This window comes from Streptomyces sp. NPDC021212 (assembly GCF_044332925.1).
Taxonomy (GTDB): domain Bacteria; phylum Actinomycetota; class Actinomycetes; order Streptomycetales; family Streptomycetaceae; genus Streptomyces.
In genome coordinates this window covers 341,804-367,046 of record NZ_JBIRPZ010000004.1, presented here as the reverse complement: position 1 = coordinate 367,046, position 25,243 = coordinate 341,804, and the positions used below count along the sequence as shown (strand labels likewise).

Below are 25,243 nucleotides of genomic sequence, written 5' to 3'. Positions count from 1 at the left end.
GCGGCTAAGGGACGGGCTGTGCCTGGTGCAGCTCCACTGTCCCGGAGTAGCCCGGAAGAGTCACCGTGTCGTGCTGGTCGACTTTCCAGCCGAGCCCGTACGCCTCTACGTACGAGCGGTAGTTCTGGATGGCGGGGGAGGCGGTGAGCGCCGTGCTCAGCCGGTCCCGGTCACCCACGGCAGTGATCTTGTAGGGCGGGGAGTAGACCCGGCCCTGGAGGATCAGGGTGTTGCCGACGCAGCGCACGGCGCTGGTGGAGATCAGCCGCTGGTCCATCACCTTGATCCCCTTGGCACCGCCCTGCCACAGCGCGTTGACCACGGCCTGCAGATCCTGCTGGTGGATGACGAGGTCGTTGGGCTGCGGGTCGGGCACGCCGGGGATCTGGGGGGTGGCGTTCGGCGGGGCGTCGGTGAGGGTGACCGTGAGCCCGGCGCCGCTGAGGCCCCGGGTGCCCGCGGTCTTCTCCAGCTTCTCCAGCTTGCGCTGCTCGGCCTTGCTGCTGCCGTTGTCGCGGCGGGCGAGGGCGTCGACGTCGGAGCGCATCTTGGCGGCGCTCTCGTCGAGCGTGCCGTTCTTGCGGCTGCGCTCCTGGATGAGATCGGACAGCCGCAGCATCGATTCATCGCTGCGGATGTCGGTGCCCTGGGCCGTATTGAAGCTGGTCCAGAAGATGATCCCGGCCAGCGCGAAGACCGCTCCGGTCAGCAGCCGGACGGGCCGGAACCTGGGACGCCGGGACGCCGGGGTGGGGGAGTCAGCGGAATTGCTCAACGTACCCTTACTCCTTACGACGCCGCGGAAGGACTACGCTAACTGACGTGTGGGGGAGGGAAGTGGTCCCCTATACCCGTCCCGCCCCGGCGCCGTCCGTACACATCCCCGCGCGGTCACGCAGCGCATCGACAGGAGAGTTCCTCGTGCCGAAGTCACGGATCCGCAAGAAGGACGATTTCACGCCGCCGCCGGCGAAGCAGGCAACCAACATCAGCCTGAGCAGCGGCCGCCGGTGGGTGGCCCCGCTGATGCTGGCGATGTTCCTGATCGGCCTCGCCTGGATCGTCCTCTTCTACGTGACGACGGGGGACATGCCGGTCAAGTCCCTGGGCAACTGGAACATCGTGGTCGGCTTCGGCTTCATCGCCGCGGGGTTCGTGGTCTCCACCCAGTGGAAGTAGACCCGCTTCCCGGGTCTGTCCGCAGCGTCTGTCCACAGGGTTATCCACAGGCGGGGAAAACTCAGAAGATCTGTGGATAACCTCTGCCGCATTGACGCCGGTGTGACCGGTGGAACGGTCGCGTTCGATCGTTCACACCTGCGTCTTCCTGCGAAAACGCAGGTCAGTACGGTAACGCACAGATGTTCTCCACAGGATGCGCAAGATCCACCACATGCTGTGGACAACTGACCGAACCCACCCCCGTTCGAGACCGCCCGAGGGCCCCGAACAGGTGAGCCGACGGGTCAGCCGGTGAGCTGGAGCGTACGCACCCAGACCGTGGCGACGATCGCGAGCAGCATCACGGCACAGGCGCCCCGCTGCACGAGGGCACGCCGCTCCCGCGGCGCGTGCACCATCGCGTACGCCACCAGCGTGCCGACCACCAGGCCGCCGACGTGCGCCTGCCAGGCGATCCCGGACCAGCCGAAGGTGAAGATGAGGTTCAGCACGAGCAGCGCGATGACGGGGCGCATGTCGTAGTTGAGCCGGCGCATCAGGACGGCGGTGGCGCCCAGCAGGCCGAAGACCGCGCCGGAGGCGCCGAGCGAGGGCTGGTTCTGCGCGGCGAGCAGATACGACAGCGCGCTGCCGCCGAGCCCCGACAGCAGATAGAGCGTGAGGTAGCGGGCGCGGCCGAGCGCGGCCTCCAGCGGGGCGCCGATCCACCACAGGGACAGCATGTTGAAGGCGATGTGCATCGGCTCCTGGTGCAGGAAGACCGCGGTCAGAAGCCGGTACCACTGCCCCTCGGCGACGCCCACGATGTCCGCCGTGCCCGGGTTGTAGGCCCGGCCCACCAGGTCGAAGGCGTCCACCAGCCGGTCGCCGGTCCCCAGCACCGCCAGCCAGACGGCGATGTTGAGGCCGATGATGATCTTGGTGACGAGGCGCGGATCGGCAGTGTACGCGCCGCCGGCTATGGTGCGCGGCTCGGCCGCGCGCCGCGGGGGCCCGGCGGGCTCACCGGAGGCGGAGGCGGACGCACCGCCGCGCACGCACTCCGGGCAGTGGAACCCGACCGAGGCGCTGATCATGCACTCCGGACAGATCGGGCGCTCACAGCGGGTACAGGTGATGCCGGTCTCCCGCTGCGGGTGCCGGTAACAGCAGACCGCCTGGTCCTCCATGGTGTCCCTTCGCCCCCTGTCCGCAGACTTGCGCGCGTTCCCCCGCCCCGCTTGTTCACACGGACAAGCGGGGCGCGGAGTTCCCGTGCGGGGTTCAGCCCTCCCGCGTCTCCACGACGACGGACTCGATCACGACGTCCTGGAGCGGCCGGTCGGTGCGCGGGTTGGTCGCGGCACCCCCGATGGTGTCGACGACCTTCTTGCTGTCCTCGTCGACGACCTCGCCGAAGATGCTGTGCTTGCCGGTCAGCCAGGTGGTCGGGGCGAGCGTGATGAAGAACTGCGAGCCGTTGGTGCCCGGGCCGGCGTTGGCCATGGCCAGCAGGTACGGCTTGTTGAAGGCCAGGTCCGGGTGGAACTCGTCACCGAACTCGTAGCCGGGACCGCCGGTGCCGTTGCCCAGCGGGTCACCGCCCTGGATCATGAAACCGCTGATCACGCGGTGGAAGACGGTGCCGTCGTAGAGCTTCTCCGCGGCCTTCTTGCCGGTGGCCGGGTGGGTCCACTCGCGGGTGCCCTCGGCCAGCTCCACGAAGTTCTTCACGGTCTTGGGCGCGTGGTTCGGCAGCAGCCGAACCACGATGTCGCCGTTGTTCGTCTTGAGGGTGGCATACAGCTGCTCGGCCACGATCTACCTTCCATCGTTTTCGCTTCCTTGCCCTGATCCTCGCACGGACCCGAGCGCGACGAGTAGCCGATGAAGACGCACGCGGCGCGCTATTCCGCGCACTTTCCGGGAGAATCTCCCGTATGACCCGGATGCCGGTTCACGCATGCCGCGCGGACTGCGAACGGGCATGATCTCCACAAACAGGCATGATCTTTCTTCGGATGGAAACACGAAACTGCGCACATGCAGCTCAGCACTCTGCACCCCGGAGCATCACCACGCCACCGAGGAGGAGGATCCCGTGACCCGCATTGACAGCGTGCGAGCCGCGACCGGCACCGCGAAGGACAGCGTCCTGCACGCCGCGGAAGCGGTGGCGCCCTACGCCGGCACGGCCAAGGACACCGCCACGCAGTACGCGCACGAAGCCCGCGTACGGCTGGCACCGAAGGTCTCCCACGCCGCGCACCAAGCCCGCTCCACCGCCGGCAGCCAGTACCACGCGCATGTCGCGCCCCGGCTCAACCAGGCCCGCGGCACCCTGCCGCCCAAGGTCGACGCGGCCGCCACCCGCGCCGCCAAGCGGACGCGCAAGGCCGCCCGGCAGGCCGCCGACTACACCGGGCCGCGCGTCGAGCACGCGGTGGCCGGAGCGCGCGCGGCCGCCGGGCCGGTGCGCGAGGAAGCCGTCACGCGGGCGGGCGCGGCCGTCGCGGCGCTGCGCAGCCATGTGACGGCGGCCGACATCGAGAAGCTGGCCCGCAAGCGCCGCCGCCGGGCACGCGTGGGCCGCGTCGCCAAGCGGGCCACCTTCATCGGCCTGGTGGGCGCCGGTGTCTTCGCCGCCTGGAAGTGGTGGGACCGGCAGGCCAACCCCGACTGGCTGGTCGAGCCCCCGGCGGCGACCGAGGTGGGCGACCGCGAGCGGCTGGCCGCGGTGGACGGCAGCGACACCCTCGACCCCGAGGTGCAGGCCAAGCAGGCGGAGGCCGAGGCCGGGAAGGACGACGACCAGCGCTGACGCTCTCGTCGTCGCACCCGGCCGAAGACGGAACCGGGCCGAGGACGGAACTGGGCCGAAGGCAGAACCGGGCGAGGACGGAACCGGGCCGAAGGCAGAACTGGGCCGAGGACGGAACCGGGCCGAGGGGCCCGAACCCTGTCGAGGGGCGGAGGACCACGGGGTCTCTCCGCCCCTCGCCCCGTTCGGCCCGTTCTCCGGCTGCCTGTCGGCTACTCCTTGGCCTCCCGTCCCCCGTAGCGCCGCCGCTCCAGGAAGTACTCGGTGAAGACGGAGACCTTGGCCCGCAGCGCCCAGGGGTCGATCGGCTTGGCCATGTAGTCCACCGCCCCCGCCGCGTAGCCGCGCGAGGTGTGCTCCGGGTCGGCGCCCATCGCGGTGAGAAAGATGATCGGCACATCCCGGTTGCGCGGGCGCCGCTTGATGTGGGCGGCCGTCTCGTAGCCGTCCATCTCGGGCATCTGCACATCGAGCAGGATCACCGCGAAGTCGTCGTGGTCCAGCAGCGCCTTCAGCGCCTCCTGCCCGGAGGTCGCGGTCACCAGCTCCTGGTCGAGGGTGGCCAGCACCGCCTCCATGGCCAGCAGGTTGTTCTGCTGGTCGTCGACCACCAGGATCTTGGGCCGTGGCCCGGCGCACGGCTCGGGCACGACCGGCCCCTCGGGAACGCCGGGCTCCTCGTCCTGCCGCGGGACCGCCGCCATCCGCTGTGACTCCACCATGGCCAGCTGTCGCTCCAGCATCTTGCAGCGTTCCTCCGCCAGCCGTCCCCGCTGCCGCACGTCCTCCAGCTCCTCGGTGAGCCGCTGCACCTCCTGCCGCAGCAGGTCCCGCTCCTTCACCAGCTCCTGGTGATCGGGGAAGGTCATCTCCAGGGCGTCGGCACGGGCCCGCTCCGCCGCCCAGGCCGCCTCGGTCTGGCTCAGCCGCACCTCCAGGTCGGCGATGCGGTGCCGGCGGTCGAGCAACGCCTCGCCCAGCACGTCCTCCTTCACGCTGGAGCGCCGCGCCTCCCGGTCGGCGTCGGCCAGCTGGATCTGCAGGATCTCCAGCGCGTGCCCCGGTGACCCGCTGGTGCGCACCGCGGAGCGGTGCAGCTCCCGCACCAACTCGATGGCGGCCGGGGTGGCCGCGGAGCCCCTGCACTCCGCGAGATCCGCCAGCAGGTCCACCACGAACTCCCACGGCGGCACTCTCGTACCGCTCAGATAGCGCGAGATCGTGCTGGGGTCCCGGAACCTGCGTGCGGCGTACCGGCGCACCGAGACCTTCAGCCCGTCGAAGAGCTTCCTCAGCTCCACGGCGAACGCCCGGCACTCCTCGGGCAGGTTCTCCCCCAGCGGATGCAGCTCACCCATTGCGTCCCCCTATGCGGCGACTCGCGCCGATCAGACGACCCCCGGGCGGCTTGCCCGAGTTGTGAGACAGGGTGGGGCATCGGGGAGGTGTTGCGCGGGCCAACGCCAGGAGCGGCAACACCCCGGTGCGCTCTTCGCCCGGCCGGCGGCGCCCGACCCACCCCGGTGCGCAACCGCGAACTCTTCTCGCGTTTCACGGTGTTGGCCCAGCCGGCGATCCCGCGCCCCCCCTGAACACCGGCCACACCGGCGGCGCCCCACGGGCCACGCCGGACATTCGGCCGCGTCCGCGATTCACCCGGGCGCAGACGACGGCTGTAGCTCTCGCGGGGGATGTGTCGCCCACGGCCCGCCTTCGCCTGCCCCTACGGGAGGTTCCGGCCGTTCCCTCACACTTGTCCCGTTTCCCGGAGTGCGCCACGGACGGGACGGTGGGGCGGGCCCGTATCGGCACAATACTGGCGGCACCCGCACAAAAGCTTTCCTGGCCTGCATTTTTGCAGGTCAGGAGAGCTCTCATAGAGTGGAGCCTAGGAGAGTCGAACTCCTGACATCCGCCATGCAAAGACGGCGCTCTACCAACTGAGCTAAGGCCCCTTCGCCGATCAGGATACCCGGTACCGGCGGCCTTTCCCGACCGGGTATCGCTCGCGGGTACCGCTCTCCGTAGGATGCCACGCAAGATTCGCGGCAGCGAAGCGAAGGGGAGAGCGAGATGGACGCAACACAGCAGGATGCCACCGCGCGCGCACGAGAGCTGCAGCGCAGTTGGTACGGGGAACCGCTGGGGGCGCTCTTTCGCCGTCTCATCGACGATCTCGGCCTCAACCAGGCGCGCCTGGCCGCCGTCCTCGGGCTCTCCGCGCCCATGCTGTCCCAGCTCATGAGCGGCCAGCGCGCCAAGATCGGCAATCCGGCGGTGGTCCAGCGGGTGCAGGCGCTCCAGGAGCTCTCCAGTCAGGCGGCGGACGGCCGGGTGAGCGCCGCCGAGGCCGCGGAGCGCATGGAGGAGATCAAGAAGACCGCCGGCGGATCGGTCCTCAACTCCACCCAGACCGCCGCCAGCACGGGGGCCCCGACCGTACGGCGCGTGGTCCGCGAAATCCAGTCGCTGCTGCGGTCCGTGGCCGCCGCCGGGGACATCATCGATGCGGCCGATTCCCTCGCCCCCACCCACCCCGAGCTGGCAGAGTTCCTCCGTGTGTACGGCGCCGGGCGGACCGCCGAGGCGGTCGCGCACTACGAGGCGCACCAGAGCTGACGGGCTGATGGACTGCTGACGAGTCGATGACGGGGCGGGCACGGCGCGATGGGTGAGATCTTCGCGGGCCGGTACGAACTGGTGGACCCGATCGGGCGCGGGGGCGTGGGCGCCGTGTGGCGGGTCTGGGACCATCGCCGCCGCCGTTACGTCGCGGCGAAGGTGCTTCAGCAACGCGACGCGCATACGCTGCTGCGCTTCGTACGGGAGCAGGCCCTGCGGATCGACCACCCCCATGTGCTGGCACCGGCGAGCTGGGCGGCGGACGACGACAAGGTGCTGTTCACCATGGACCTGGTGGCCGGCGGCTCGTTCGCACACCTCATCGGCGACTACGGTCCCCTGCCGCCCCGCTACGTGTGCACCCTGCTGGACCAGTTGCTCGCCGGACTGGCCGCGGTCCACGCGGAGGGCGTGGTCCACCGGGACATCAAGCCCGCGAACATCCTGCTGGAGTCCACCGGAACGGGCCGGCCCCATGTCCGGCTGGGCGACTTCGGCATCGCGCTCACCAAAGGCGAACCCCGCCTCACCGAGGCCAACTACGTGATGGGCACGCCCGGTTACTTCGCGCCCGAGCAGATGATGGGCGAGGAGCCGGACTTCCCGGCCGACCTGTTCGCAGTCGGCCTGGTGACGCTGTATCTGCTCCGCGGGCACAAGCCCGACGGGGAAGCGATCGTGAAGCTGTTCGGCGAGCACGGCGTGCCGCACGCTCCCGAAGGCGTACCCGAGCCGCTGTGGCAGGTGATCGGCGGACTGCTGCAGCCGGATCCGGAGGACCGCTTCCGTTCCGCCACGGGGGCGCGCAAGGCGCTCGTGGCGGCGGTCGAGATGCTGCCCGAGGGCGATCTCGACGACGAGCTGATCGAGGTCTTCGACCATCTCGGGCCGCTGCCGATCGGATTCGGCCCGAACGGCCCGGCCCGGCCGGGCCGCCGTCATGCGAAGGCCGATCCTCCCGAGGACAGCGGCACGGTGCCGCGCCCCTCGCCGCCCGCCGCCGAGCCCGGCCAACCCGCCGAATCCGCCGAACCCGCTGCCCAGCCGCCTTCCGCCGAGCAGCCCTCCCAGCCCTCGATGTCGGACACCGGCAGCTTCACCCTCCCGCCGCCGCAGCCGCGGACGCCGCACCCGCAGCCGGCGCACCCCCCGACCCCGCAGCCGCGAACGCCACCCCCGCGGATATCGGCTCCCCCCACGCCACCTCCGCAGACCCCGCCGCCCCAGCAGCCGCCGACCCCGCATCCTCAGCCACCGCACCCTCAGCCACCGCAGCATCCGCCCACCCCGTCGACCGCGGCCCCGCTCCCGCAGGCGCCCCAGCAGCCCCAGCCGCCCGCACACCAGCCACAGGGCCCACAGCAGCCCGGTCATCCGGGCCCAGCGCCCCAGCCCGCGCACCTTCATACGCCTGCCCCCACTCCCACGCCCGTGTCGGCCGCCGCGCCCCTGCCGGCGCCGCGTGATTACCCCCTCACCCGTGCATACACCGCCCAGCGGCCTCGGGTTCCCGCTGCGGCCGCGCGGCGGCGGGGGCCGTCGCGGAAGACGACGGTCACGATTCTGATCGTCGCGGTGCTGTGCTTCGCCGTGGGGGCGTGGGCATTAATCGCCGCGGGCTGAACCAGCAGGCTGAACCAGCGGGCTGAACTACCAGGCGGGCGGCGGCCCGTACCGGTGCTGTCCGGTCGTCGGATCCGCCGTTTCCGGCACTTCCCTCCGACCCTCCGCCGCGGTGCGGCGCCGGGCGGTCAGGATCCATACGCCCAGCCCGAGCAGCAGGAGCGAGCCCGTTCCGAAGCTCGTGTAGGCCACCGTCTGGAGCGTGGTGCGATGCCCGACCTCCGGGCGGCCCATGGGGTCGGGCTGGAGCGGCGAGGCCGCCTTGTCCGCCTCCCGCCTCTCGGCGTCCGTGAGCCCGAAGCCCGCCTTGACCGCGTTCCCGTCGTAGTCCGGGCCGGCCTGCGCCTTGCCCGCGACCCGTAGCCGCAGCGTCACCGGAACCGTCCGGTCCAAGTGGGGTTCCACATTCGGGGGATTGAGCGTGACCGCCAGGTAGTACCCCCCGGTGAGGCTCATGGCACGCACCGAGTAGTCGGCCTTCGCGTACCGGTTCCCGTACGCCGCCGGGGCGGTGCTGACCTCGGTCTGCGGCCGGCTGCCCTCCTGTGCCAGGGCGGTGCCCCGCTTCGCCAGCCCCCGCGCCGGGTTGTAGGCGCGCATGGCGATCGCCTGGTTGAGCGGCGGAGTGCTCTCGTCCGCCCCGTCGGCGGGGATTTCGGCGATGGCGGATATCTGCTGTCCCCACTCGACCGGCACCCGGTAGAAGTGCGTCTCCCCCGGCTCGAACTCGTCCCGCCACACCCCGGTGGACACCAGCGGCGCGTCGGAGAACCCCTGCCCGCCCTGCCGCGGCCTGGCGCTGCCGGACGGCGGCTGGGGCGGCTTGGCGTGCCAACTGCCCTCCGGAGCCGGGTTCGTGGAGCCGCCCTTCACCGGCGGCTCCACCATCAGCCGCAGCTCCAGCGGCCAGCTGTCGGGGTCCGCGGCGCCGGCCTGGCGCTCCACGGTGACCACATACCGGCCCGCCGTGCGGCAGGACGCCACCGAACCCGAGCCGGTCTGCCGGGTGACGTGGTCGGCGAGGGGATAGGCGACCCCCTTCGTCTCGATCCGCCGGGGGACGGTGTCACAGACTCCGCCCGCGGGGTTCTTCAGCGTCACCGTGACGCCGTCGCGGTACGAGACGACGCCCGCGCCCGGCCGGGGCGCGGCGACCGCCGCGACGTAGGCGACGGACTTCGCGTCGAGGTCGACGCCGTAGAACCGCTTCTCGCCGGGCCCCAGGCTGTCCGCGTACGTCCGGCCGGGTCTCAAGGACGGGGCGCCCGTGCCGCTCCCGGCGCCCCGCACCGATGTGCCCTGGACCCGGTACTCCCGGGCCCCCGTGGAGGTGTCGGCGGCCGCGACCGGCATCTGCACGGCCGTCGCCGCCACGGCGCACAGCGCCGCCACCGCGATGAGACCGGCCCTGTCCCTGCTGCGGTGTTGCATCGCGTCCCCCCTCGTCGTACCGGCCGTCATACCAGTCGTCAGACCGGCCGACCGGCACGCTACATTTGCTCATGCAAGCGATTTATTTGCGAGAGTAAAGACGAGGGCCCCGACCGCTGCAGCGATCGGGGCCCTCGTAATGGGACTGTGGGGGTCACACACCCGAACCTGCGGGCACGGAGTCGGTCGCCTCCGTCCACAGATCCTGCTCGGCGCGATCCGCCTGGATCTGGCGGTACACGAGGAGCCCGCCGATGGCGGCCAGTGCGACCAGGAGAAGCTTCTTCACCGCGCTACCTCGTCTCTTTCTTGACGTAGGGGACCTCTGGCGCCCGATGATACACACCGACCGATACCGTTCGGTGACCTATGCCCGGCATCGGGCGGGCGGTATCCGGTCATCAACTCCCGGGCGCCCAAATGAATCAGCCTGGACGGAGAATCTCCGTCCAGGCTGATCGCGCCGGTGGGGCTAACAGGACTTGAACCTGTGGCCTCTTCCTTATCAGGGAAGCGCTCTAACCGTCTGAGCTATAGCCCCGCGCTGCACCGAAAGATTAGCGCACCACCAGCCCAGTCCCAAAATCGGTAACCGGGACCGCCCTCGCCGGCTACTCGTCCTCGGCGAGCGTCAGCTCCACGCCGCCCACGAAGCCGGCCGACAGGTTGTAGATGAACGCGCCCAGCGTGGCCAGCGCGGTCGCCAACACCACGTTGATCACGGCGATCACCGAGGTGAACGTCATGACGCGGGGAAGCGACAGGAACGACTGCAGATCGAAGCCGCTGCCCTGCTGCCCCTCCGTCGCCTCACTGATGGTCCCGCCCACCGCGCTGAAGACACCCATGGCGTCCATGACCATCCACAGCACCGACGCCGCGACCACCGTGCAGATCCCGAGCGCGATCGCGAGCAGGAAGCTGACCTTCATGACCGACCACGGGTCGAGCTTCGCGACCCGCAGCCGTGCCTTGCGCGTACGCGGCGCCGGGCGTGCGGCAGGCGCACCGCCGCCGGTGCCGGTGCCGGTGCCCGGGCGGCGCCCCGCCGCCCCGTGGGGCTGCTGCCCCGGCACGGCGGGCTGTGCGGAGATCCCGCGCCCGGCCGTGGCCGCACTGCCGCCGGGCGGCGGTGCGTAGGCCTGCGGCGGGTGGTACGGCCGCTCGGGCTGCGGCTGGGCGGCCCGCTCACTGGGCAGCGGGCTCGACGCCTGCCGCTCCGGCTGGGGATCCGAGGCCGGCACGGGACGCAGCTTCCGGGTGTCCGTCGCCGTGCCCCCCTGGGAATCGGCTCCGTCCTGGGAGTCGGCGGCGGGGCCACGGGCGTCATTCGCGGCGGACGCACCGCCCGCGGAGGGCGGGGTCGCTCCCGGACGCCCTTCGGCTCCCGTGCTGCCACCCGCTCCGCCCGTGGCTCCACTCACGACTTACTCCTCGGTCGTCTCATCGGCCGGGGGCGGCGTGCCCCCGGCCGCCTCGGACGCGGCCTCCTCGGCTGCCTCGATCGCGGTCTCGATGACGTCCTCGACCTCTTCAGCCTCACGACCGGCCTCGGCGTTCCGGGCGATGCCGACGACGGCATCGCGCTTGCCCAGGTTGATCAGTTGGACGCCCATGGTGTCACGGCCCGTCTCCCTGACCTCGCTGACCCGTGTCCGGATCACACCGCCCCCGAGCGTGATGGCGAGGATCTCGTCGCTCTCCTCGACGACCAGCGCTCCGACCAGCGAACCCCGGTCCTCCACGATCTTGGCGGCCTTGATTCCGAGGCCGCCGCGACCCTGGACCCGGTACTCGTCGACATTGGAACGCTTCGCGTACCCACCGTCGGTGGCGGTGAACACGAACGTACCGGGCCGGACGACATTCATCGAGAGCAGCTCGTCGTCCTCGCGGAAGCTCATGCCCTTCACGCCCGAGGTCGCGCGCCCCATCGGCCGCAGCGACTCGTCGGTCGCCGTGAACCGGATCGACTGCGCCTTCTTGCTGATCAGCAGCAGATCATCCTCGGCGGAGACCAGCTCGGCGCCGATCAGTTCGTCCTCGCGGCCGTCCTCCATCTCCCGGAGGTTGATGGCGATCACACCGCCGGAGCGCGGCGAATCGTAATCCTTCAGTGGCGTCTTCTTCACCAGACCCGACTTGGTGGCCAGCACCAGATACGGCACCGCCTCGTAGTCCCGGATCGCCAGGATCCGGGCGATCTGCTCGTCCGGCTGGAACGCCAGCAGGTTCGCGACGTGCTGGCCGCGCGCCTCCCGGCCCGCGTCCGGGAGTTCGTACGCCTTGGCCCGGTAGACCCGGCCCTTGTTGGTGAAGAACAGCAGCCAGTGGTGGGTGGTCGAGACGAAGAAGTGGTCGACGATGTCGTCCTGCTTCAGCTTCGTCCCGCGCACGCCCTTGCCGCCGCGCTTCTGCGAGCGGTAGTCCTCGGTCTTGGTGCGCTTCAGATAGCCGCCGCGGGTGATCGTGACGACGATGTCCTCCTCGGCGATCAGGTCCTCGATGGACATGTCGCCGTCGAAGGGGACCAGCTTGGAGCGCCGGTCGTCGCCGAACTTCTCGACGAGCGCGGTCAGCTCCTCGCTGATGATCTGCCGCTGGCGCTCGGGCGAGGCGAGGATCGCGTTGTACTCGTCGATCTTCGCCTGCAGCTCGTCGTGCTCCTGGATGATCTTCTGACGCTCCAGGGCGGCCAGCCGCCGCAGCTGCATCTCCAGGATCGCGTTCGCCTGGATCTCGTCGATCTCCAGCAGCTCCATCAGGCCGCCGCGCGCGGTGTCGACCGTGTCGCTACGCCGGATCAGCGCGATGACCTCGTCGATCGCGTCCAGCGCCTTGAGCAGACCGCGCAGGATGTGCGCCCGCTCCTCGGCCTTGCGCAGCCGGAAACGGGTCCGGCGGACGATGACCTCGATCTGGTGGGTGACCCAGTGGCGGATGAACGCGTCCAGCGACAGGGTCCGCGGCACGCCGTCGACCAGCGCCAGCATGTTGGCGCCGAAGTTCGTCTGCAGATCGGTGTGCTTGTAGAGGTTGTTGAGGACGACCTTGGCGACCGCGTCCCGCTTGAGCACGATCACCAGGCGCTGGCCGGTGCGGGACGAGGTCTCGTCGCGGACGTCCGCGATGCCGCCGATCCTGGCGTCCTTCACCAGGTCGGCGATCTTCTGCGCCAGGTTGTCCGGGTTGACCTGGTACGGCAGCTCGGTGACCACCAGGCACTGCCGGCCCTGGATCTCCTCGACCTCGACGACCGCGCGCATCGTGATCGAGCCACGGCCGGTGCGGTACGCCTCCTCGATGCCCTTGCGGCCCACGACCAGCGCGCCGGTCGGGAAGTCCGGGCCCTTGATCCGGTCGATCAGGGCGTCGAGCAGCTCCTCCGGGGACGCCTCCGGGTTCGCCAGGAACCACTGGGCGCCCTCGGCGACCTCGCGCAGATTGTGCGGCGGAATGTTGGTGGCCATGCCCACCGCGATCCCCGCCGAGCCGTTGACCAGCAGGTTCGGGAAGCGGGCCGGGAGGACCGTCGGCTCCTGGTTACGGCCGTCGTAGTTGTCCTGGAAATCGACGGTCTCCTCGTCGATGTCCCGGAGCATCTCCATGGCCAGCGGGGCCATCTTGCACTCGGTGTACCGCATGGCCGCCGCGGGGTCGTTGCCCGGGGAGCCGAAGTTGCCGTTGGAATCGACCAGCGGCATGCGCATGGACCACGACTGGGCCAGCCGCACGAGGGCGTCGTAGATGGACGAGTCACCGTGCGGGTGGTACGTGCCCATCACGTCGCCGACGACGCGGGCGCACTTGTAGAAGCCCTTCTCGGGGCGGTAACCGCCGTCGTACATCGCGTACAGCACGCGCCGGTGCACCGGCTTGAGGCCGTCCCGGACGTCGGGCAGCGCACGGCTCACGATGACGCTCATCGCGTAGTCGAGATACGAACGCTGCATCTCGGTCTCGAGGCCGACCGCCTCGATGCGCATGGCGGCGCCCTCGGCGAGTTCGTCGGGCGTGGTCGGGTTGTTCTCGTCGGCCATTGCTGGTCAAGTCCTTCTGTCGTCTGCGGCTGCGGGTGGCCGACTCAGATGTCGAGGAAGCGGACATCCTTGGCGTTGCGCTGGATGAACGAGCGCCGTGCCTCGACGTCCTCGCCCATCAGGACCGAGAACAGGTCGTCGGCCTGTGCCGCGTCGTCCAGCGTGACCTGGCCGAGGACCCGGGAGTCGAGGTCCATGGTGGTCACGCGCAGCTCCTCGGCGTTCATCTCGCCCAGACCCTTGAAGCGCTGCACCGAGTCGTCCTTGATGCGCTTGCCCTGCTCACGGCCCACCTGGATCAGGGCGTCCCGCTCCCGGTCCGAGTACGCGTACTCGAAGTCGTCCCGGCCCCACTTGATCTTGTAGAGCGGGGGGCGGGAGAGGAAGACGTGCCCGGCCTCGACCAGCGGACGCATGAAGCGGAAGAGGAACGTCAGCAGCAGGGTGTTGATGTGCTGGCCGTCGACATCGGCGTCCGCCATCAGGATGATCTTGTGATAGCGGAGCTTGGCGATGTCGAAGTCCTCGTGCACACCGGTACCGAAGGCCGAGATCAGCGCCTGGACCTCGTTGTTCTGGAGGATCTTGTCGACCCGGGCCTTCTCGACGTTGAGGATCTTGCCTCGGATCGGAAGGATCGCCTGGTACTGCGGATCACGGCCGGACTTGGCCGAGCCGCCGGCGGAGTCACCCTCGACGATGAAGATCTCGCACTTCGACGGGTCGTTGGACTGGCAGTCGCTCAGCTTGCCCGGCAGCGACGCGGTCTCCAGCAGCCCCTTGCGGCGGGTCAGGTCGCGCGCCTTGCGGGCCGCCACCCGGGCCGTCGCCGCCTGGAGACCCTTGCGGACGATGTCCGCCGCCTCGTTGGGGTTCCGGTCCAGCCAGTCGGCCAGGTGCTCGTTGACGATCTTCTGGACGAAGGTCTTCGCCTCGGTGTTGCCCAGCTTCGTCTTCGTCTGACCCTCGAACTGCGGCTCGCCCAGCTTGACCGAGATGATCGCGGTCAGGCCCTCGCGGATGTCCTCACCGGTGAGGTTGTCGTCCTTCTCGCGGAGCAGCTTCCTGTCGCGCGCGTACTTGTTGATCAGGTACGTCAGCGCGGCCCGGAAGCCCTCCTCATGCGTACCGCCCTCATGGGTGTGGATGGTGTTCGCGAAGCTGTAGACACCCTCGGAGTACTGGGTGTTCCACTGCATCGCGATCTCGAGGGAGAGCAGCCGCTCCTTGTCCTCGGCCTCGAAGCCGATCACCGTGGGGTGAACCAGCTCGCCCTTGCGGGAGTTGAGGTACGTGACGAAGTCGACGATGCCGCCCTCGTAGTGGTACTTCACGGAGAGCGGGTTGCCCTCCTCGTCCACATGGGCCTCGCGCTCGTCCCGCAGCGAGATCGACAGCCCCTTGTTCAGGAACGCCATCTCCTGGAAACGCCGCGACAGCGTCTCGAACGAGTACTCGGTGGTCTCGAAGATGTCCCCGTCGGCCCAGAAGGTGACCGTCGTGCCCGTCTCCTCCGTGGCCTCGTTCCGGGCCAGGGGCGCGGTCGGCACGCCGGTCTTGTAGTCCTGGGTCCAGCGGTAGCCGTCCGTCCTGACCTCGACCGAGACCTTCGACGACAGGGCGTTGACGACGGAGACGCCGACGCCGTGCAGACCGCCGGAGACGGCGTAGCCGCCGCCGCCGAACTTGCCGCCCGCGTGCAGCACGGTCAGCACGACCTCCACGGCCGGCTTCCCCTCCGAGGGGACGATGCCCACGGGGATCCCGCGGCCGTTGTCCACGACGCGGACGCCGCCGTCGGCGAGGATCGTGACCTCGATGGTGTCCGCGTGACCGGCCATGGCCTCGTCGACGGAGTTGTCGACGACCTCCTGGACGAGGTGGTGCAGGCCGCGCTCACCGGTGGAACCGATGTACATACCGGGTCGCTTGCGGACCGCGTCCAGCCCCTCCAGAACGGTGATCGCACTGGCGTCGTACGACGGCGGAGCCAGGGCCTCGCCGTCGGGGATGGACGTGATGTTTTCGATGGGGTTGCCGGAATCGGCCACGAAGCGCCCTTTCTGGCACAGCACATGCCGTCTCCGGGCAGGCAGGAGCGGCTGCGTCGTTCAACATGTGTCCGCAAGCGCGAGGTGCGCCGGCGGCGACGGTGTACTCGCCCAGTCTACCGGTAGCGCCGACAAGAATGGGGGCTTGCTGGCGCCTGAGTCCGCATGTGCCGCCCTGAACCGGTCGCCAGCGACTCCCCATATGCGGGGACGGGCTCCAAGAGGCTCACACCGCCACTCAGCGCTTCGGGCTGTCAACCACCGGCTACCGTGACCGGGGTCTCAGCCGTCACCCTCTGCTCAGGCGCCCACACGGGCCCCGGAGACCGGTTCGTACGGGCCCGGGAACGGGCTCCCCACGGGCCTCCGGCGGGACCCCGACGGGCCCCATGGACGCCCGGTCAGCCGTAGGTGTCGCCCGGGCCGGTGCTGCCGGGGGAGCGCAGCGGACCGTAGCGCCGGGGCGGCCCGCCCGGGCCCAGCACCTTGATCAACCGCACCGTGCCCTGCCCGAGGTCGGCGTTGAGCCGGGCCACCAGCTGCGGTGCGAGCAGCCGCAGCTGGGTCGCCCACGCCGTGGAGTCGCAGCGCACGGTCAGCACCCGGGCGTCCTCGTCGTACCGCTGCGGCTCACAGTGCTGGGCGACCTCCGGACCGACCATCTGGGGCCAGCGGCCCATCACCCCGCCGACCGCCGCCGGTGCCTCCCAGCCCCGCTCGGTGATCAGCCGGTTGATCGCCGCCCCGAGCGGAAGCGGATCGCGCCCATCGGCGCGCGCGCCGGAGCGCAAGCCCCCTCGGCGCGCCTGCTTCTTCTGCTGGGCGGCCGCGCCGCGGGCCCGCGCCTGCTCCTTGGCGGCACGCAGCGCGACGCGCGCCAGATCGACGCCCGAGGGCTCGGGGGTCTTCGCGGGCTGGTCCGTCATACCCGCCGCACATCCCCCTCGGCCACCACGTAACGCACGCCCGACAGCACCTCCGGGACGTCCTCCTCCACGGCCGCCGTGACCAGCACCTGCTCACCGGGGGCGACCAGCTCGGCCAGCCGCTCCCGGCGCCGGGAATCCAGTTCGGCGAAGACGTCGTCCAGCACCAGCACCGGCTCGGCGCCTTCCGCGCGCAGCAGGTCGTACGAGGCCAGGCGCAGCGCGAGGGCGTACGACCAGGACTCGCCATGGCTCGCGTAGCCCTTGGCCGGAAGCCGCCCGAGCTTGAGGACGAGGTCGTCCCGGTGCGGTCCCACCAGCGTGACGCCGCGCTCGATCTCCTGCTTGCGCGCGTCGGCCAGGGCCGCCATCAGCCGCTCGTACAGCTCCTCGCGGCTGCCGGCCGCGGTCAGGTCCTCCCCGGCCGAACCGCGGTACTCCAGCAGGACCGGGCCGCCGCCAGGAGCCAGCTGCTCGTACGCCTTGTCGGCGAGCGGCTGCAGCACGGAGATCAGGTCGAAGCGCTGGGCGAGCAGCTCGGCGCCGGTCCGGGCCAGATGCTGGTCCCAGACGTCGAGGGTGGACAGCGCCGCGTCGCCACCGCTCCCGCCGCGTGAGCCGTGCCGACGGGCCAACGCGGCGGTCTTCAGCAGACTGTTGCGCTGCTTGAGCACCCGGTCGTAGTCCGAGCGGATCCCGGCCATGCGCGGCGCACGCGCGGTGATGAGCTCGTCGAGGAAGCGGCGGCGCTCCCCGGGGTCGCCCTTGACCAGGGCAAGATCCTCGGGCGCGAACAGCACCGTGCGCAGGATGCCGAGCACATCCCGCGGTTTGACCTGCGCGGACCGGTTGATGCGGGCGCGGTTGGCCCTGCCGGGGTTCAGCTCCAGCTCGACCAGCTGCTGCCGGTCCCCCTGGACCACCGCGGCCCGGACGACCGCCCGCTCGGCCCCCATGCGCACCATCGGGGCGTCCGAGGAGACGCGATGGCTGCCGAGGGTGGCGAGATAGCCGACGGCCTCGACGAGGTTGGTCTTGCCCTGGCCGTTGGGCCCGACGAAGGCGGTGACGCCCGGGCCCAGGGCGACCTCGGCCCGGGCGTACGAGCGGAAGTCGGCGAGCGACAGATGCGTGACGTGCATGGTGGGCTGCGCCGACCTCCCCCGGCAGTATTACTACACCCTTGAGGTGCTGCTTACTTGGTGCTCTCGACCGCGTGGCCGCCGAACTGATTGCGCAGCGCGGCGACCATCTTCATCTGCGGGGAGTCGTCCTGACGCGAGGCGAAGCGGGCGAACAGGGACGCCGTGATCGCGGGCAGCGGCACCGCGTTGTCGATCGCGGCCTCCACGGTCCAGCGGCCCTCGCCCGAGTCGTCGGCGTACCCGCGCAACTTGGCCAGGTGCTCGTCCTCGTCCAGGGCGCGGACGGCCAGGTCCAGCAGCCAGGAGCGGATGACGGTGCCCTCCTGCCAGGAGCGGAACACCTCGCGGACGTCGGTGACCGAGTCGACGGCCTGCAGCAGCTCCCAGCCCTCGGCGTACGCCTGCATCATCGCGTACTCGATGCCGTTGTGGACCATCTTGGCGAAGTGGCCCGCGCCGACGGTGCCGGCGTGGACGGCGCCTGAGCTGCCCTCGGGCTTGAGCGCGTCGAAGATCGGCTGGACCTGGGCGACGTGCTCGGCCGCACCGCCGTACATCAGCGCGTAGCCGTTCTCCAGGCCCCAGACTCCGCCGGAGACGCCGCAGTCGACGAAGCCGATGCCCTTGGCGTGCAGCTGCTCCGCGTGCTTCTCGTCGTCCGTCCAGCGGGAGTTGCCGCCGTCCACGACGATGTCGCCGGGCGACAGCAGTTCGGCCAGCTCGTCGATGGTGGTCTGGGTCGCCACACCGGCCGGAACCATGATCCAGACCACGCGCGGGCCGTTGAGGTTGCTCACCAGGTCGCCGAGGCTGTGCACATCGGCGACGTCCGGGTTGCGGTCGTATCCGATGACGGTGTGGCCTGCGCGGCGAATGCGCTCGCGCATGTTGCCGCCCATCTTGCCGAGGCCGACGAGACCGAGCTCCATCAGTGATCCTTATGCCGTAGTCAGTGCGGTTCGTACCTGGGACCGAGCCTACGCCCGCGGGTGTCCGCACAGATGTTGGCTACACCTGCTCATCCGTTCGAGCCTCGGCTACTCGGTCGCTCAACCGCTCAGCCGGACCGGCATGATCAGGTACTTGTACGCCTCGTCCGCCTCGGCGTCCATGGCGGGCTTGCCACTGAGCAGGGCGGGCTTCGTCGACGTGGTGAACGACAGCTGGGCGACCGGGGAGTCGATCGCGCTGAGCCCGTCGAGCAGGAACGTCGGGTTGAAGGCGATGGAGATGTCGTCGCCGTCGAGCTGCGCGTCGACGCGCTCCACAGCCTGTGCGTCGTCGCTGGAACCGGCCTCCAGGATCAGCACGCCCTGCTCGAAGCTGAGCCGCACCGGCGTATTGCGCTCGGCGACCAGCGCCACACGCTTGACGGCCTCCACGAAGGGCGCGGTCTCGATCACCGCGACGGAGTTGAACTCGGTCGGGAAGAGCGTGCGGTACTTCGGCAGGTCGCCCTCGAGCAGCCGGGTGGTCGTACGGCGCCCGGCGCCCTCGAAGCCGATCAGCCCCTCGCCCGCACCCGAGCCGGACAGCGCCAGGGCGACCGTGTCGCCGCTGGTCAGCGACTTGGCGGTGTCGAGCAGCGTCTTGGCGGGGACCAGCGCGACGGCGGAGATGTCCGGCGTCTCCGGCTTCCACAGGAACTCCCGGACCGCGAACCGGTAGCGGTCGGTGGAGGCCAGCGTGACGGTGTCGCCCTCGATCTCGATCCGCACACCGGTGAGCACCGGCAGGGTGTCGTCCCGGCCGGCCGCGATGGCGACCTGGGCGGCAGCGGCGGCGAAGACCTCACCGGGGACGGTGCCGGTGGCGGTCGGCATCTGCGGCAGCGCCGGGTACTCCTCCACAGGCAGTGTGTGGAGGGTGAAGCGCGACGAACCGCAGACGACGGTCACGCGCACGCCGTCGCTGGAGATCTCCACAGGGCGATTGGGGAGAGCGCGGCAGATGTCGGCGAGAAGGCGGCCGGAGACCAGGACCGTGCCGTCGTCCTCCACGTCGGCTTCGACGGAGACGCGGGCCGAGACCTCGTAGTCGAAGCCGGAGAGGCTGAGAGCGCCTTCCTCCGCCTTCAGCAGGATGCCCGCGAGGACGGGCACCGGCGGACGGGCCGGGAGGCTGCGGGCTGTCCAGGCCACTGCCTCCGCGAGTACATCGCGCTCCACCCGGATCTTCACCGGAAACCGCCTCCTGCTGTTGCTGGCTCGCCCTGCTGGCCTTCGTCGTCGGCTGTGTTGCCGGAGACCAGTCTGACGCACGTCGCTGACAGTCGGCGCGGCTCGGGGTCAAGTCGGTGCGAGACGTGTCGGGCGGCCCGGCCCGAGGTTGTGCACAGGCCCCACTTCGAAGCGATTTCCCCGCTCTAACTGTGTGGTCGTAGTAGTAGGGCCTGTGGAAACCGTGGAAAACCGTCTTTGTGCAGGTCAGGCCCGCTTTTTTGTCCACCGGTCCTGTGGGCGGCGCCCGTGGACAACCCAGCCGTTCTGTGGATGCCGGAAAGTTCTGCACACGCGATGCACAGGAGTCGCCCGGTTCTCCCCAGCGGCGTCCCCAGTTTTACCCACGTTCCCCACAGCCCAACCCGGCTCCTTGGTGTGACGCCTTTCACTCGGTCCGGTGAGGGTGACCGTTTCGTTGCCGAACAGTGGACAGGCGTGTGGAGAAGCTGTGGGCAACGGGCCTGTGGCTGTGGGCGGCCGGTGGACAACTCGAAGCACGGGCTGTGGGCGATCTGTTCGTCCACAGTCTGTGGATCGAGGTTTGCCACAATTCCACACCCGGCTGACCTCGTCTGATCCCATCCTGCACCCCAAGCCTGTGGACGGATTCGGGACAACGGAGAAGTCCCCAAGGTGTGGACGGCACATTCGCCGTGGGTCTGTGGAGAACTGGCCTGTCAGGGCATGGAATCGAACAGCCGGGGAGACCGAACGACGAAGGGCGCCCCGGGAGTTGTCCGTCCCGGAGCGCCCTTGCCCGTCTCGCTGCGCTGTTTCCGCGCTGTCTCCGCGTGTCCCACGGGCCGCCATGCGGCGCCTCCGCGGCCTGCTCAGCCGTTCTTGATGCGGTTGGTCAGCTCGGTGACCTGGTTGTAGATGGAGCGCCGCTCGGCCATCAGCGCCCGGATCTTGCGGTCCGCGTGCATCACGGTCGTATGGTCCCGGCCGCCGAACTGCGCGCCGATCTTGGGCAGGGAGAGGTCGGTCAGCTCACGGCAGAGGTACATCGCGATCTGCCGCGCCGTGACCAGCACCCGGCTGCGGGAGGCGCCGCACAGGTCGTCCACCGTGTGCCCGAAGTAATCGGCGGTCGCGGCCATGATCGCGGTGGCCGTGATCTCCGGGGCCGCGTCCTCGCCGCCGGGGATCAGATCCTTGAGGACGATCTCGGTGAGGCCGAGGTCCACCGGCTGCCGGTTCAGGCTCGCGAAGGCGGTGACCCGGATCAGCGCGCCCTCCAGCTCCCGGATGTTGCGGGAGATCCGGGAGGCGATGAACTCCAGCACTTCCGGCGGCGCGTTCAGCTGCTCCTGGACCGCCTTCTTGCGGAGGATCGCGATGCGCGTCTCCAGCTCCGGCGGCTGCACATCGGTGATCAGGCCCCACTCGAAGCGGTTGCGGAGCCGGTCCTCCAGGGTGACCAGCTGCTTGGGCGGCCGGTCGGAGGAGAGCACGATCTGCTTGTTGGCGTTGTGGAGCGTATTGAAGGTGTGGAAGAACTCCTCCTGCGTCGACTCCTTGCTCGCCAGGAACTGGATGTCGTCGACCAGGAGGATGTCCATGTCGCGGTAGCGCTTGCGGAACGCGTCCGCCTTGCCGTCGCGGATGGAGTTGATGAACTCGTTGGTGAACTCCTCGGAGCTCACATAGCGCACCCGGGTCCCGGGATAGAGGCTGCGGGCGTAGTGCCCGATGGCGTGCAGCAGGTGGGTTTTGCCGAGCCCTGATTCCCCGTAGATGAAGAGCGGGTTGTACGCCTTGGCCGGCGCCTCGGCGACCGCGACGGCCGCGGCGTGCGCGAAGCGGTTGGAGGCGCCGATGACGAAGGTGTCGAAGAGGTACTTGGGGTTCAGCCGGGCGGTCGGCTCACCGGGGCCGGACGCGGGCGCGGGCTGCGCGGCGAGCGGGCCGGGGGCGCCGGTCTGCGAGGGCAGGACGGGCGGTCCGCCGCGGGCACGCTCCAGCGGGTCGGGAAGATCGTGGCGCTGCTGCTCGTACGGCGGACGCTCGGGGACGCCGCCGGGACCGCCCGGGCTTCCGCCGGGGCCGCCGTGATTTCCCGGGCCACCCGGGCCGCCTGATCCCGGGCCTCCGCCGGGGCCGCCCGGCCCGGGGCCCCGGTAGTCGACGCGCGGCTGCTGGTCGTACGGCTGCTGGTCGTAGCCGGACGAGGAGTGCTGTGACGCGTACGGATCGGCCTCGGGGAAACCGCCGAGCCGGGGCTGCTGCCAGCCGTAGTCGTCATGGGGCCGCTGCCAGGCGGCGGGCTCGGGGCGCGGCTGCTGATAGCCGGGGTATGCGGGGCGGGCGGTCGGCAGCTCGCCGGGGGTCTGGCGGCCGTAGCCGTCGCGGCTCTCGTAATTCTCGTAGCCGTCGCGACCGTCGCGGCTCTCGTATCCGTCGTGGCGGTTCTCATAACCGTCCCGGCCGCCGCGCTGCGGCTGCTGCGGGACGATCGGCTCGCCGGCCGACTCGTCGACGGTGATCGCGATGCGGATCGGGCGGCCGCACTCCCGGCTCAGCGTTTCGCTGACGATGGGGGCCAGCCTGCCCTCCAGCACGCCCTTGGCGAATTCATTGGGGACGGCGAGCAGGGCGGTGTCGGCGACGAGCGCGAGGGGCTGGCACCGTTTGATCCAGTGCTCGTCCTTGGCCTCGACGCCCTGTCCCCCCTGCCCCGTGCCTTCTCCCAGAAGACGCTCGAGCACGCGTGGCCACACTGCGGCAAGATCGGCAGGTACGTCAGCCACAGGGCACGCTCTCTCACTCGCTGGGTGGGGGACGCCGACATGTCCCACGAAAGGTGGTTCTCGGGACGGGTGGGAAGGAATCGGAGCCCGGCCACGGTAGTCAGGCCGGGGTTCAGGGTTCAAGTCGTTGTCCACAGGGTGTGTACAAATGTGCCATGTGATGTCGCCGGTCGTTCCCTTGCCCCCGCGGACGGGTAGGGCGGGGCGCCCTCCGGGCCGTCTGCCGGGTTGACCGGATGGCGTAACCGCGCGTACCGTAACCAGGTCGAGTTGTCGATGGCTGCTGCCGCCTGCCTCCGATGGGCAAGGGTCACGGACTTCATGATCCGTGATCGTGAAGCGGTGCACTCGGGCGTATTGCGAGCTACTCGTGGGCGCACGGTGACAGCCAGGCGATGTACCGCCACTACCCGATTCATTTCTGGAGTCCCCGAGTGAGCAAGCGCACCTTCCAGCCGAACAACCGCCGCCGCGCGAAGACCCACGGCTTCCGGCTGCGTATGCGCACCCGTGCCGGCCGCGCGATTCTCGCGTCCCGCCGTAGCAAGGGTCGCGGCCGCCTGTCGGCCTGAGCAGCCTGACCCAAGGTCCATGACGTGCTGCCTACCGAGCATCGGCTGAGGCGGCGCGAGGACTTCGCGGCCGCGGTACGCCGAGGACGCAGGGCCGGTCGCCCGCTTCTTGTCGTGCACTATCGCAGCGGCCTCACCAGCAAGAACACGGACCCGCACGCACCTGGGGAGAGTGCTCCCCCGGCGCGTGCGGGTTTCGTCGTCAGCAAGGCGGTCGGCGGTGCCGTCGTCCGCAATCTGGTGAAGCGCAGACTGCGCCATCTCATGCGGGACCGTCTCGATCATTTTCCCGCAGGTAGCCTTGTGGTCGTACGGGCGCTGCCCGGTGCGGGTGAGGCGGGTCACGACCAGCTGGCCCGCGACCTCGACACCGCAGTGCAGCGGCTACTGGGAGGGGTGCCGCGATGAAGTACCCGCTGCTGTGGTTGATCAAGCTGTACCAGTGGACCATCAGCCCCATGTTGGGACCGGTCTGCAAGTACTACCCGTCGTGCTCGCACTACGGCTACACGGCCATTGACCGGCACGGCGCGGTAAAAGGAACGGCGCTGACGGCGTGGCGCATCCTGCGCTGCAACCCATGGTCGCTCGGTGGCGTCGACCACGTGCCGCCCCGGAAGCATCCGGTGTGGCATCAGCGGCTGCGGAACCGCTTCGGCGGGCAATCCGCTGTGGAACCCGCCGCACAGCCCGAGACCCAGCCCAACGCCCAAGGAGCCTGATTCGTGGACACGATCCTCGGTCCTCTTTATGACGTAGTTTCCTGGATCATCGTCCAGTTCCACTCGTTCTACAGCCTCATTTTTGACCGGAACAGTGGCTGGGCGTGGGGTCTGTCCATCGTTTCGCTGGTGGTACTGATCCGTATCTGCCTGATCCCGCTCTTCGTGAAGCAGATCAAGTCGACGCGGAACATGCAGGCGCTCCAGCCGAAGATGAAGGCGATCCAGGAGCGCTACAAGAGCGACAAGCAGCGCCAGTCCGAAGAGATGATGAAGCTCTACAAGGAGACGGGCACCAACCCGCTCTCGAGCTGTCTCCCGATTCTGGCGCAGTCCCCGTTCTTCATTTCGCTGTACCAGGTCCTCAACCACATCGCGAACAACAGGACGGTCGGTGTCATCGACCAGTCGCTGTTGGACAGCGCCCGTAACGCGCACATCGTCGGCGCTCCCCTGTCCGTGAAGTTCATGGACTCCGCCTCGAAGGTCGAGTCCCTCGGAGCGTCGCTGACGGACGTCCGGATCGTGACGATCACCATGATCGTGCTGATGTCGGCGTCGCAGTTCTTCACCCAGCGCCAGCTGATGACCAAGAACGTCGACCTCACGGTGAAGACGCCGTTCATGCAGCAGCAGAAGATGCTGATGTACGTCTTCCCGGTCATGTTCGCCGTCTTCGGCATCAACTTCCCCGTCGGTGTTCTCGTCTACTGGCTGACCACCAACGTCTGGACCCTCGGCCAGCAGATGTTCGTCATCCGCCGTAACCCGACCCCGGGCAGCGTCGCCTTCAAGGCCCGCCAGGAGCGGCTGCGGGCCAAGGGCAAGCTGAAGGAGGAGCCGGCCGAGGTCGCCGCCAAGCAGGCCGCCGAGACGGCCCGCGCCAACCGGCAGCAGCCCAAGCGGCAGACCAAGTCGCAGCGCACCACCGCCGGCGGTCACGGCCACAGCAAGGCGACGGCGCAGTCCGACTCCACGGCGAAGCTGGAAAAGTCCGACCAGGAACAGACGCGGCAGAGCGCGGCGGAGAAGAAGGGCTCGCAGGGCGGCAAGCCGGCCGGCGGCTCGGCCTCCGGCTCCCGGAACACGAAGTCCGGGCAGCGCAAGGGCCAGCAGCGTCCCAAGCACCCGTCCAAGAAGTAACGAAGGAGTCCATC

Annotated in this window: 22 protein-coding genes and 2 tRNA genes; 8 read left to right on the top strand and 16 right to left on the bottom strand. The window is 69.7% G+C overall.

Annotation, left to right across the window (positions count from 1 at the left end; all coding sequences use genetic code 11):
• Positions 1-4: 4 nt before the first annotated feature.
• Positions 5-775 carry a DUF881 domain-containing protein gene (locus tag ACH4SI_RS13125; protein ID WP_398295777.1) on the bottom strand — a complete coding sequence of 257 codons (771 nt, stop codon included), beginning with the start codon at positions 773-775 and terminating at the stop codon, positions 5-7.
• A 146-nt stretch (positions 776-921) separates the two neighbouring features.
• Between ACH4SI_RS13125 and crgA the strand changes: the two genes are divergently transcribed.
• Entirely contained in the window at positions 922-1,179 is a 258-nt protein-coding gene (gene crgA / locus ACH4SI_RS13120) for a cell division protein CrgA (protein ID WP_179935496.1), read from the top strand.
• Positions 1,180-1,466: 287 nt separating this feature from the next.
• On the opposite strand, the gene ACH4SI_RS13115 is transcribed toward crgA, so the two are convergent.
• Together ACH4SI_RS13115 and ACH4SI_RS13110 are read right to left on the bottom strand one after the other, a co-directional pair.
• Positions 1,467-2,351 carry a rhomboid family intramembrane serine protease gene (locus ACH4SI_RS13115; RefSeq protein WP_398295776.1) on the bottom strand — a complete coding sequence of 295 codons (885 nt, stop codon included), beginning with the start codon at positions 2,349-2,351 and terminating at the stop codon, positions 1,467-1,469.
• A 94-nt stretch (positions 2,352-2,445) separates the two neighbouring features.
• The gene (locus tag ACH4SI_RS13110) at positions 2,446-2,979 is read right to left on the bottom strand and encodes a peptidylprolyl isomerase (RefSeq protein WP_398295774.1); all 534 of its coding nucleotides are present in this window, start codon (positions 2,977-2,979) and stop codon (positions 2,446-2,448) included.
• 283 nt (positions 2,980-3,262) lie between these two features.
• Here ACH4SI_RS13110 and ACH4SI_RS13105 point away from each other — a divergent pair, with 283 nt between their 5' ends.
• A complete protein-coding gene (locus ACH4SI_RS13105) occupies positions 3,263-3,982 on the top strand; it encodes a DUF5324 family protein (protein ID WP_398295773.1) in 720 nt (239 codons plus the stop codon).
• Positions 3,983-4,194: 212 nt separating this feature from the next.
• Here the strand turns inward: ACH4SI_RS13105 and ACH4SI_RS13100 are convergent, their stop codons facing one another.
• On the bottom strand, positions 4,195-5,340 hold the full coding sequence (locus tag ACH4SI_RS13100) for a two-component system response regulator (protein ID WP_398295772.1): 1,146 nt from the start codon (positions 5,338-5,340) through the stop codon (positions 4,195-4,197).
• Between the two features lie 524 nt (positions 5,341-5,864).
• A tRNA-Ala gene (locus tag ACH4SI_RS13095) sits at positions 5,865-5,937 on the bottom strand.
• A gap of 118 nt (positions 5,938-6,055) precedes the next feature.
• On the opposite strand from ACH4SI_RS13095, the gene ACH4SI_RS13090 reads away from it, so the two are divergent.
• Complete coding sequence (locus ACH4SI_RS13090; RefSeq protein WP_009716470.1) at positions 6,056-6,601, top strand: DNA-binding protein; 546 nt, start codon at positions 6,056-6,058, stop codon at positions 6,599-6,601.
• A gap of 48 nt (positions 6,602-6,649) precedes the next feature.
• Entirely contained in the window at positions 6,650-8,227 is a 1,578-nt protein-coding gene (locus ACH4SI_RS13085; RefSeq protein ID WP_398295771.1) for a protein kinase, read from the top strand.
• 27 nt (positions 8,228-8,254) lie between these two features.
• Here ACH4SI_RS13085 and ACH4SI_RS13080 read toward each other — a convergent pair whose 3' ends face one another.
• From ACH4SI_RS13080 to dnaA, 11 genes are all read right to left on the bottom strand, one after another.
• Positions 8,255-9,658: a hypothetical protein gene (locus ACH4SI_RS13080; protein WP_398295770.1), complete on the bottom strand. Its 1,404-nt coding sequence runs from the start codon at positions 9,656-9,658 to the stop codon at positions 8,255-8,257.
• A gap of 154 nt (positions 9,659-9,812) precedes the next feature.
• Positions 9,813-9,947 (bottom strand): DLW-39 family protein, encoded by a 135-nt coding sequence (locus tag ACH4SI_RS13075; RefSeq protein ID WP_003958712.1) that lies wholly within the window; start codon positions 9,945-9,947, stop codon positions 9,813-9,815.
• A 178-nt stretch (positions 9,948-10,125) separates the two neighbouring features.
• Positions 10,126-10,199, bottom strand: a tRNA-Ile gene (locus tag ACH4SI_RS13070).
• 70 nt (positions 10,200-10,269) lie between these two features.
• Positions 10,270-11,082, bottom strand: coding sequence for a DUF3566 domain-containing protein (locus tag ACH4SI_RS13065; protein ID WP_398295769.1), 813 nt, complete (start codon positions 11,080-11,082; stop codon positions 10,270-10,272).
• A gap of 3 nt (positions 11,083-11,085) precedes the next feature.
• The gene (gene gyrA, locus ACH4SI_RS13060; RefSeq protein WP_398295768.1) at positions 11,086-13,698 is read right to left on the bottom strand and encodes a DNA gyrase subunit A; all 2,613 of its coding nucleotides are present in this window, start codon (positions 13,696-13,698) and stop codon (positions 11,086-11,088) included.
• A 44-nt stretch (positions 13,699-13,742) separates the two neighbouring features.
• Positions 13,743-15,773 carry a DNA topoisomerase (ATP-hydrolyzing) subunit B gene (gene gyrB, locus ACH4SI_RS13055; RefSeq protein WP_398295767.1) on the bottom strand — a complete coding sequence of 677 codons (2,031 nt, stop codon included), beginning with the start codon at positions 15,771-15,773 and terminating at the stop codon, positions 13,743-13,745.
• Between the two features lie 377 nt (positions 15,774-16,150).
• Entirely contained in the window at positions 16,151-16,675 is a 525-nt protein-coding gene (locus tag ACH4SI_RS13050; RefSeq protein ID WP_398295766.1) for a DUF721 domain-containing protein, read from the bottom strand.
• Positions 16,672-17,817, bottom strand: coding sequence for a DNA replication/repair protein RecF (recF, locus tag ACH4SI_RS13045; RefSeq protein WP_398295765.1), 1,146 nt, complete (start codon positions 17,815-17,817; stop codon positions 16,672-16,674). Before recF ends, ACH4SI_RS13050 begins: the two co-directional genes overlap by 4 nt.
• A 53-nt stretch (positions 17,818-17,870) precedes the next feature.
• A complete protein-coding gene (gene gnd / locus ACH4SI_RS13040) occupies positions 17,871-18,749 on the bottom strand; it encodes a phosphogluconate dehydrogenase (NAD(+)-dependent, decarboxylating) (RefSeq protein WP_398295764.1) in 879 nt (292 codons plus the stop codon).
• A gap of 120 nt (positions 18,750-18,869) precedes the next feature.
• Entirely contained in the window at positions 18,870-20,000 is a 1,131-nt protein-coding gene (gene dnaN, locus ACH4SI_RS13035) for a DNA polymerase III subunit beta (protein ID WP_398295763.1), read from the bottom strand.
• An 872-nt stretch (positions 20,001-20,872) separates the two neighbouring features.
• Positions 20,873-22,750 carry a chromosomal replication initiator protein DnaA gene (dnaA, locus tag ACH4SI_RS13030; RefSeq protein ID WP_398295762.1) on the bottom strand — a complete coding sequence of 626 codons (1,878 nt, stop codon included), beginning with the start codon at positions 22,748-22,750 and terminating at the stop codon, positions 20,873-20,875.
• A 476-nt stretch (positions 22,751-23,226) separates the two neighbouring features.
• Here dnaA and rpmH point away from each other — a divergent pair, with 476 nt between their 5' ends.
• Genes rpmH through yidC form a run of 4 tightly spaced genes read left to right on the top strand, consistent with a single transcriptional unit; the run spans position 23,227 to position 25,229 of the window.
• Positions 23,227-23,364 carry a 50S ribosomal protein L34 gene (rpmH, locus tag ACH4SI_RS13025; protein WP_009716483.1) on the top strand — a complete coding sequence of 46 codons (138 nt, stop codon included), beginning with the start codon at positions 23,227-23,229 and terminating at the stop codon, positions 23,362-23,364.
• A gap of 24 nt (positions 23,365-23,388) precedes the next feature.
• Positions 23,389-23,772, top strand: a complete 384-nt coding sequence (rnpA, locus tag ACH4SI_RS13020; RefSeq protein WP_398295761.1) for a ribonuclease P protein component — start codon at positions 23,389-23,391, stop codon at positions 23,770-23,772.
• Positions 23,769-24,086: a membrane protein insertion efficiency factor YidD gene (yidD, locus tag ACH4SI_RS13015; protein WP_398295760.1), complete on the top strand. Its 318-nt coding sequence runs from the start codon at positions 23,769-23,771 to the stop codon at positions 24,084-24,086. Before rnpA ends, yidD begins: the two co-directional genes overlap by 4 nt.
• A 3-nt stretch (positions 24,087-24,089) precedes the next feature.
• Complete coding sequence (gene yidC / locus ACH4SI_RS13010) at positions 24,090-25,229, top strand: membrane protein insertase YidC (RefSeq protein WP_398295759.1); 1,140 nt, start codon at positions 24,090-24,092, stop codon at positions 25,227-25,229.
• Positions 25,230-25,243: the final 14 nt, after the last annotated feature.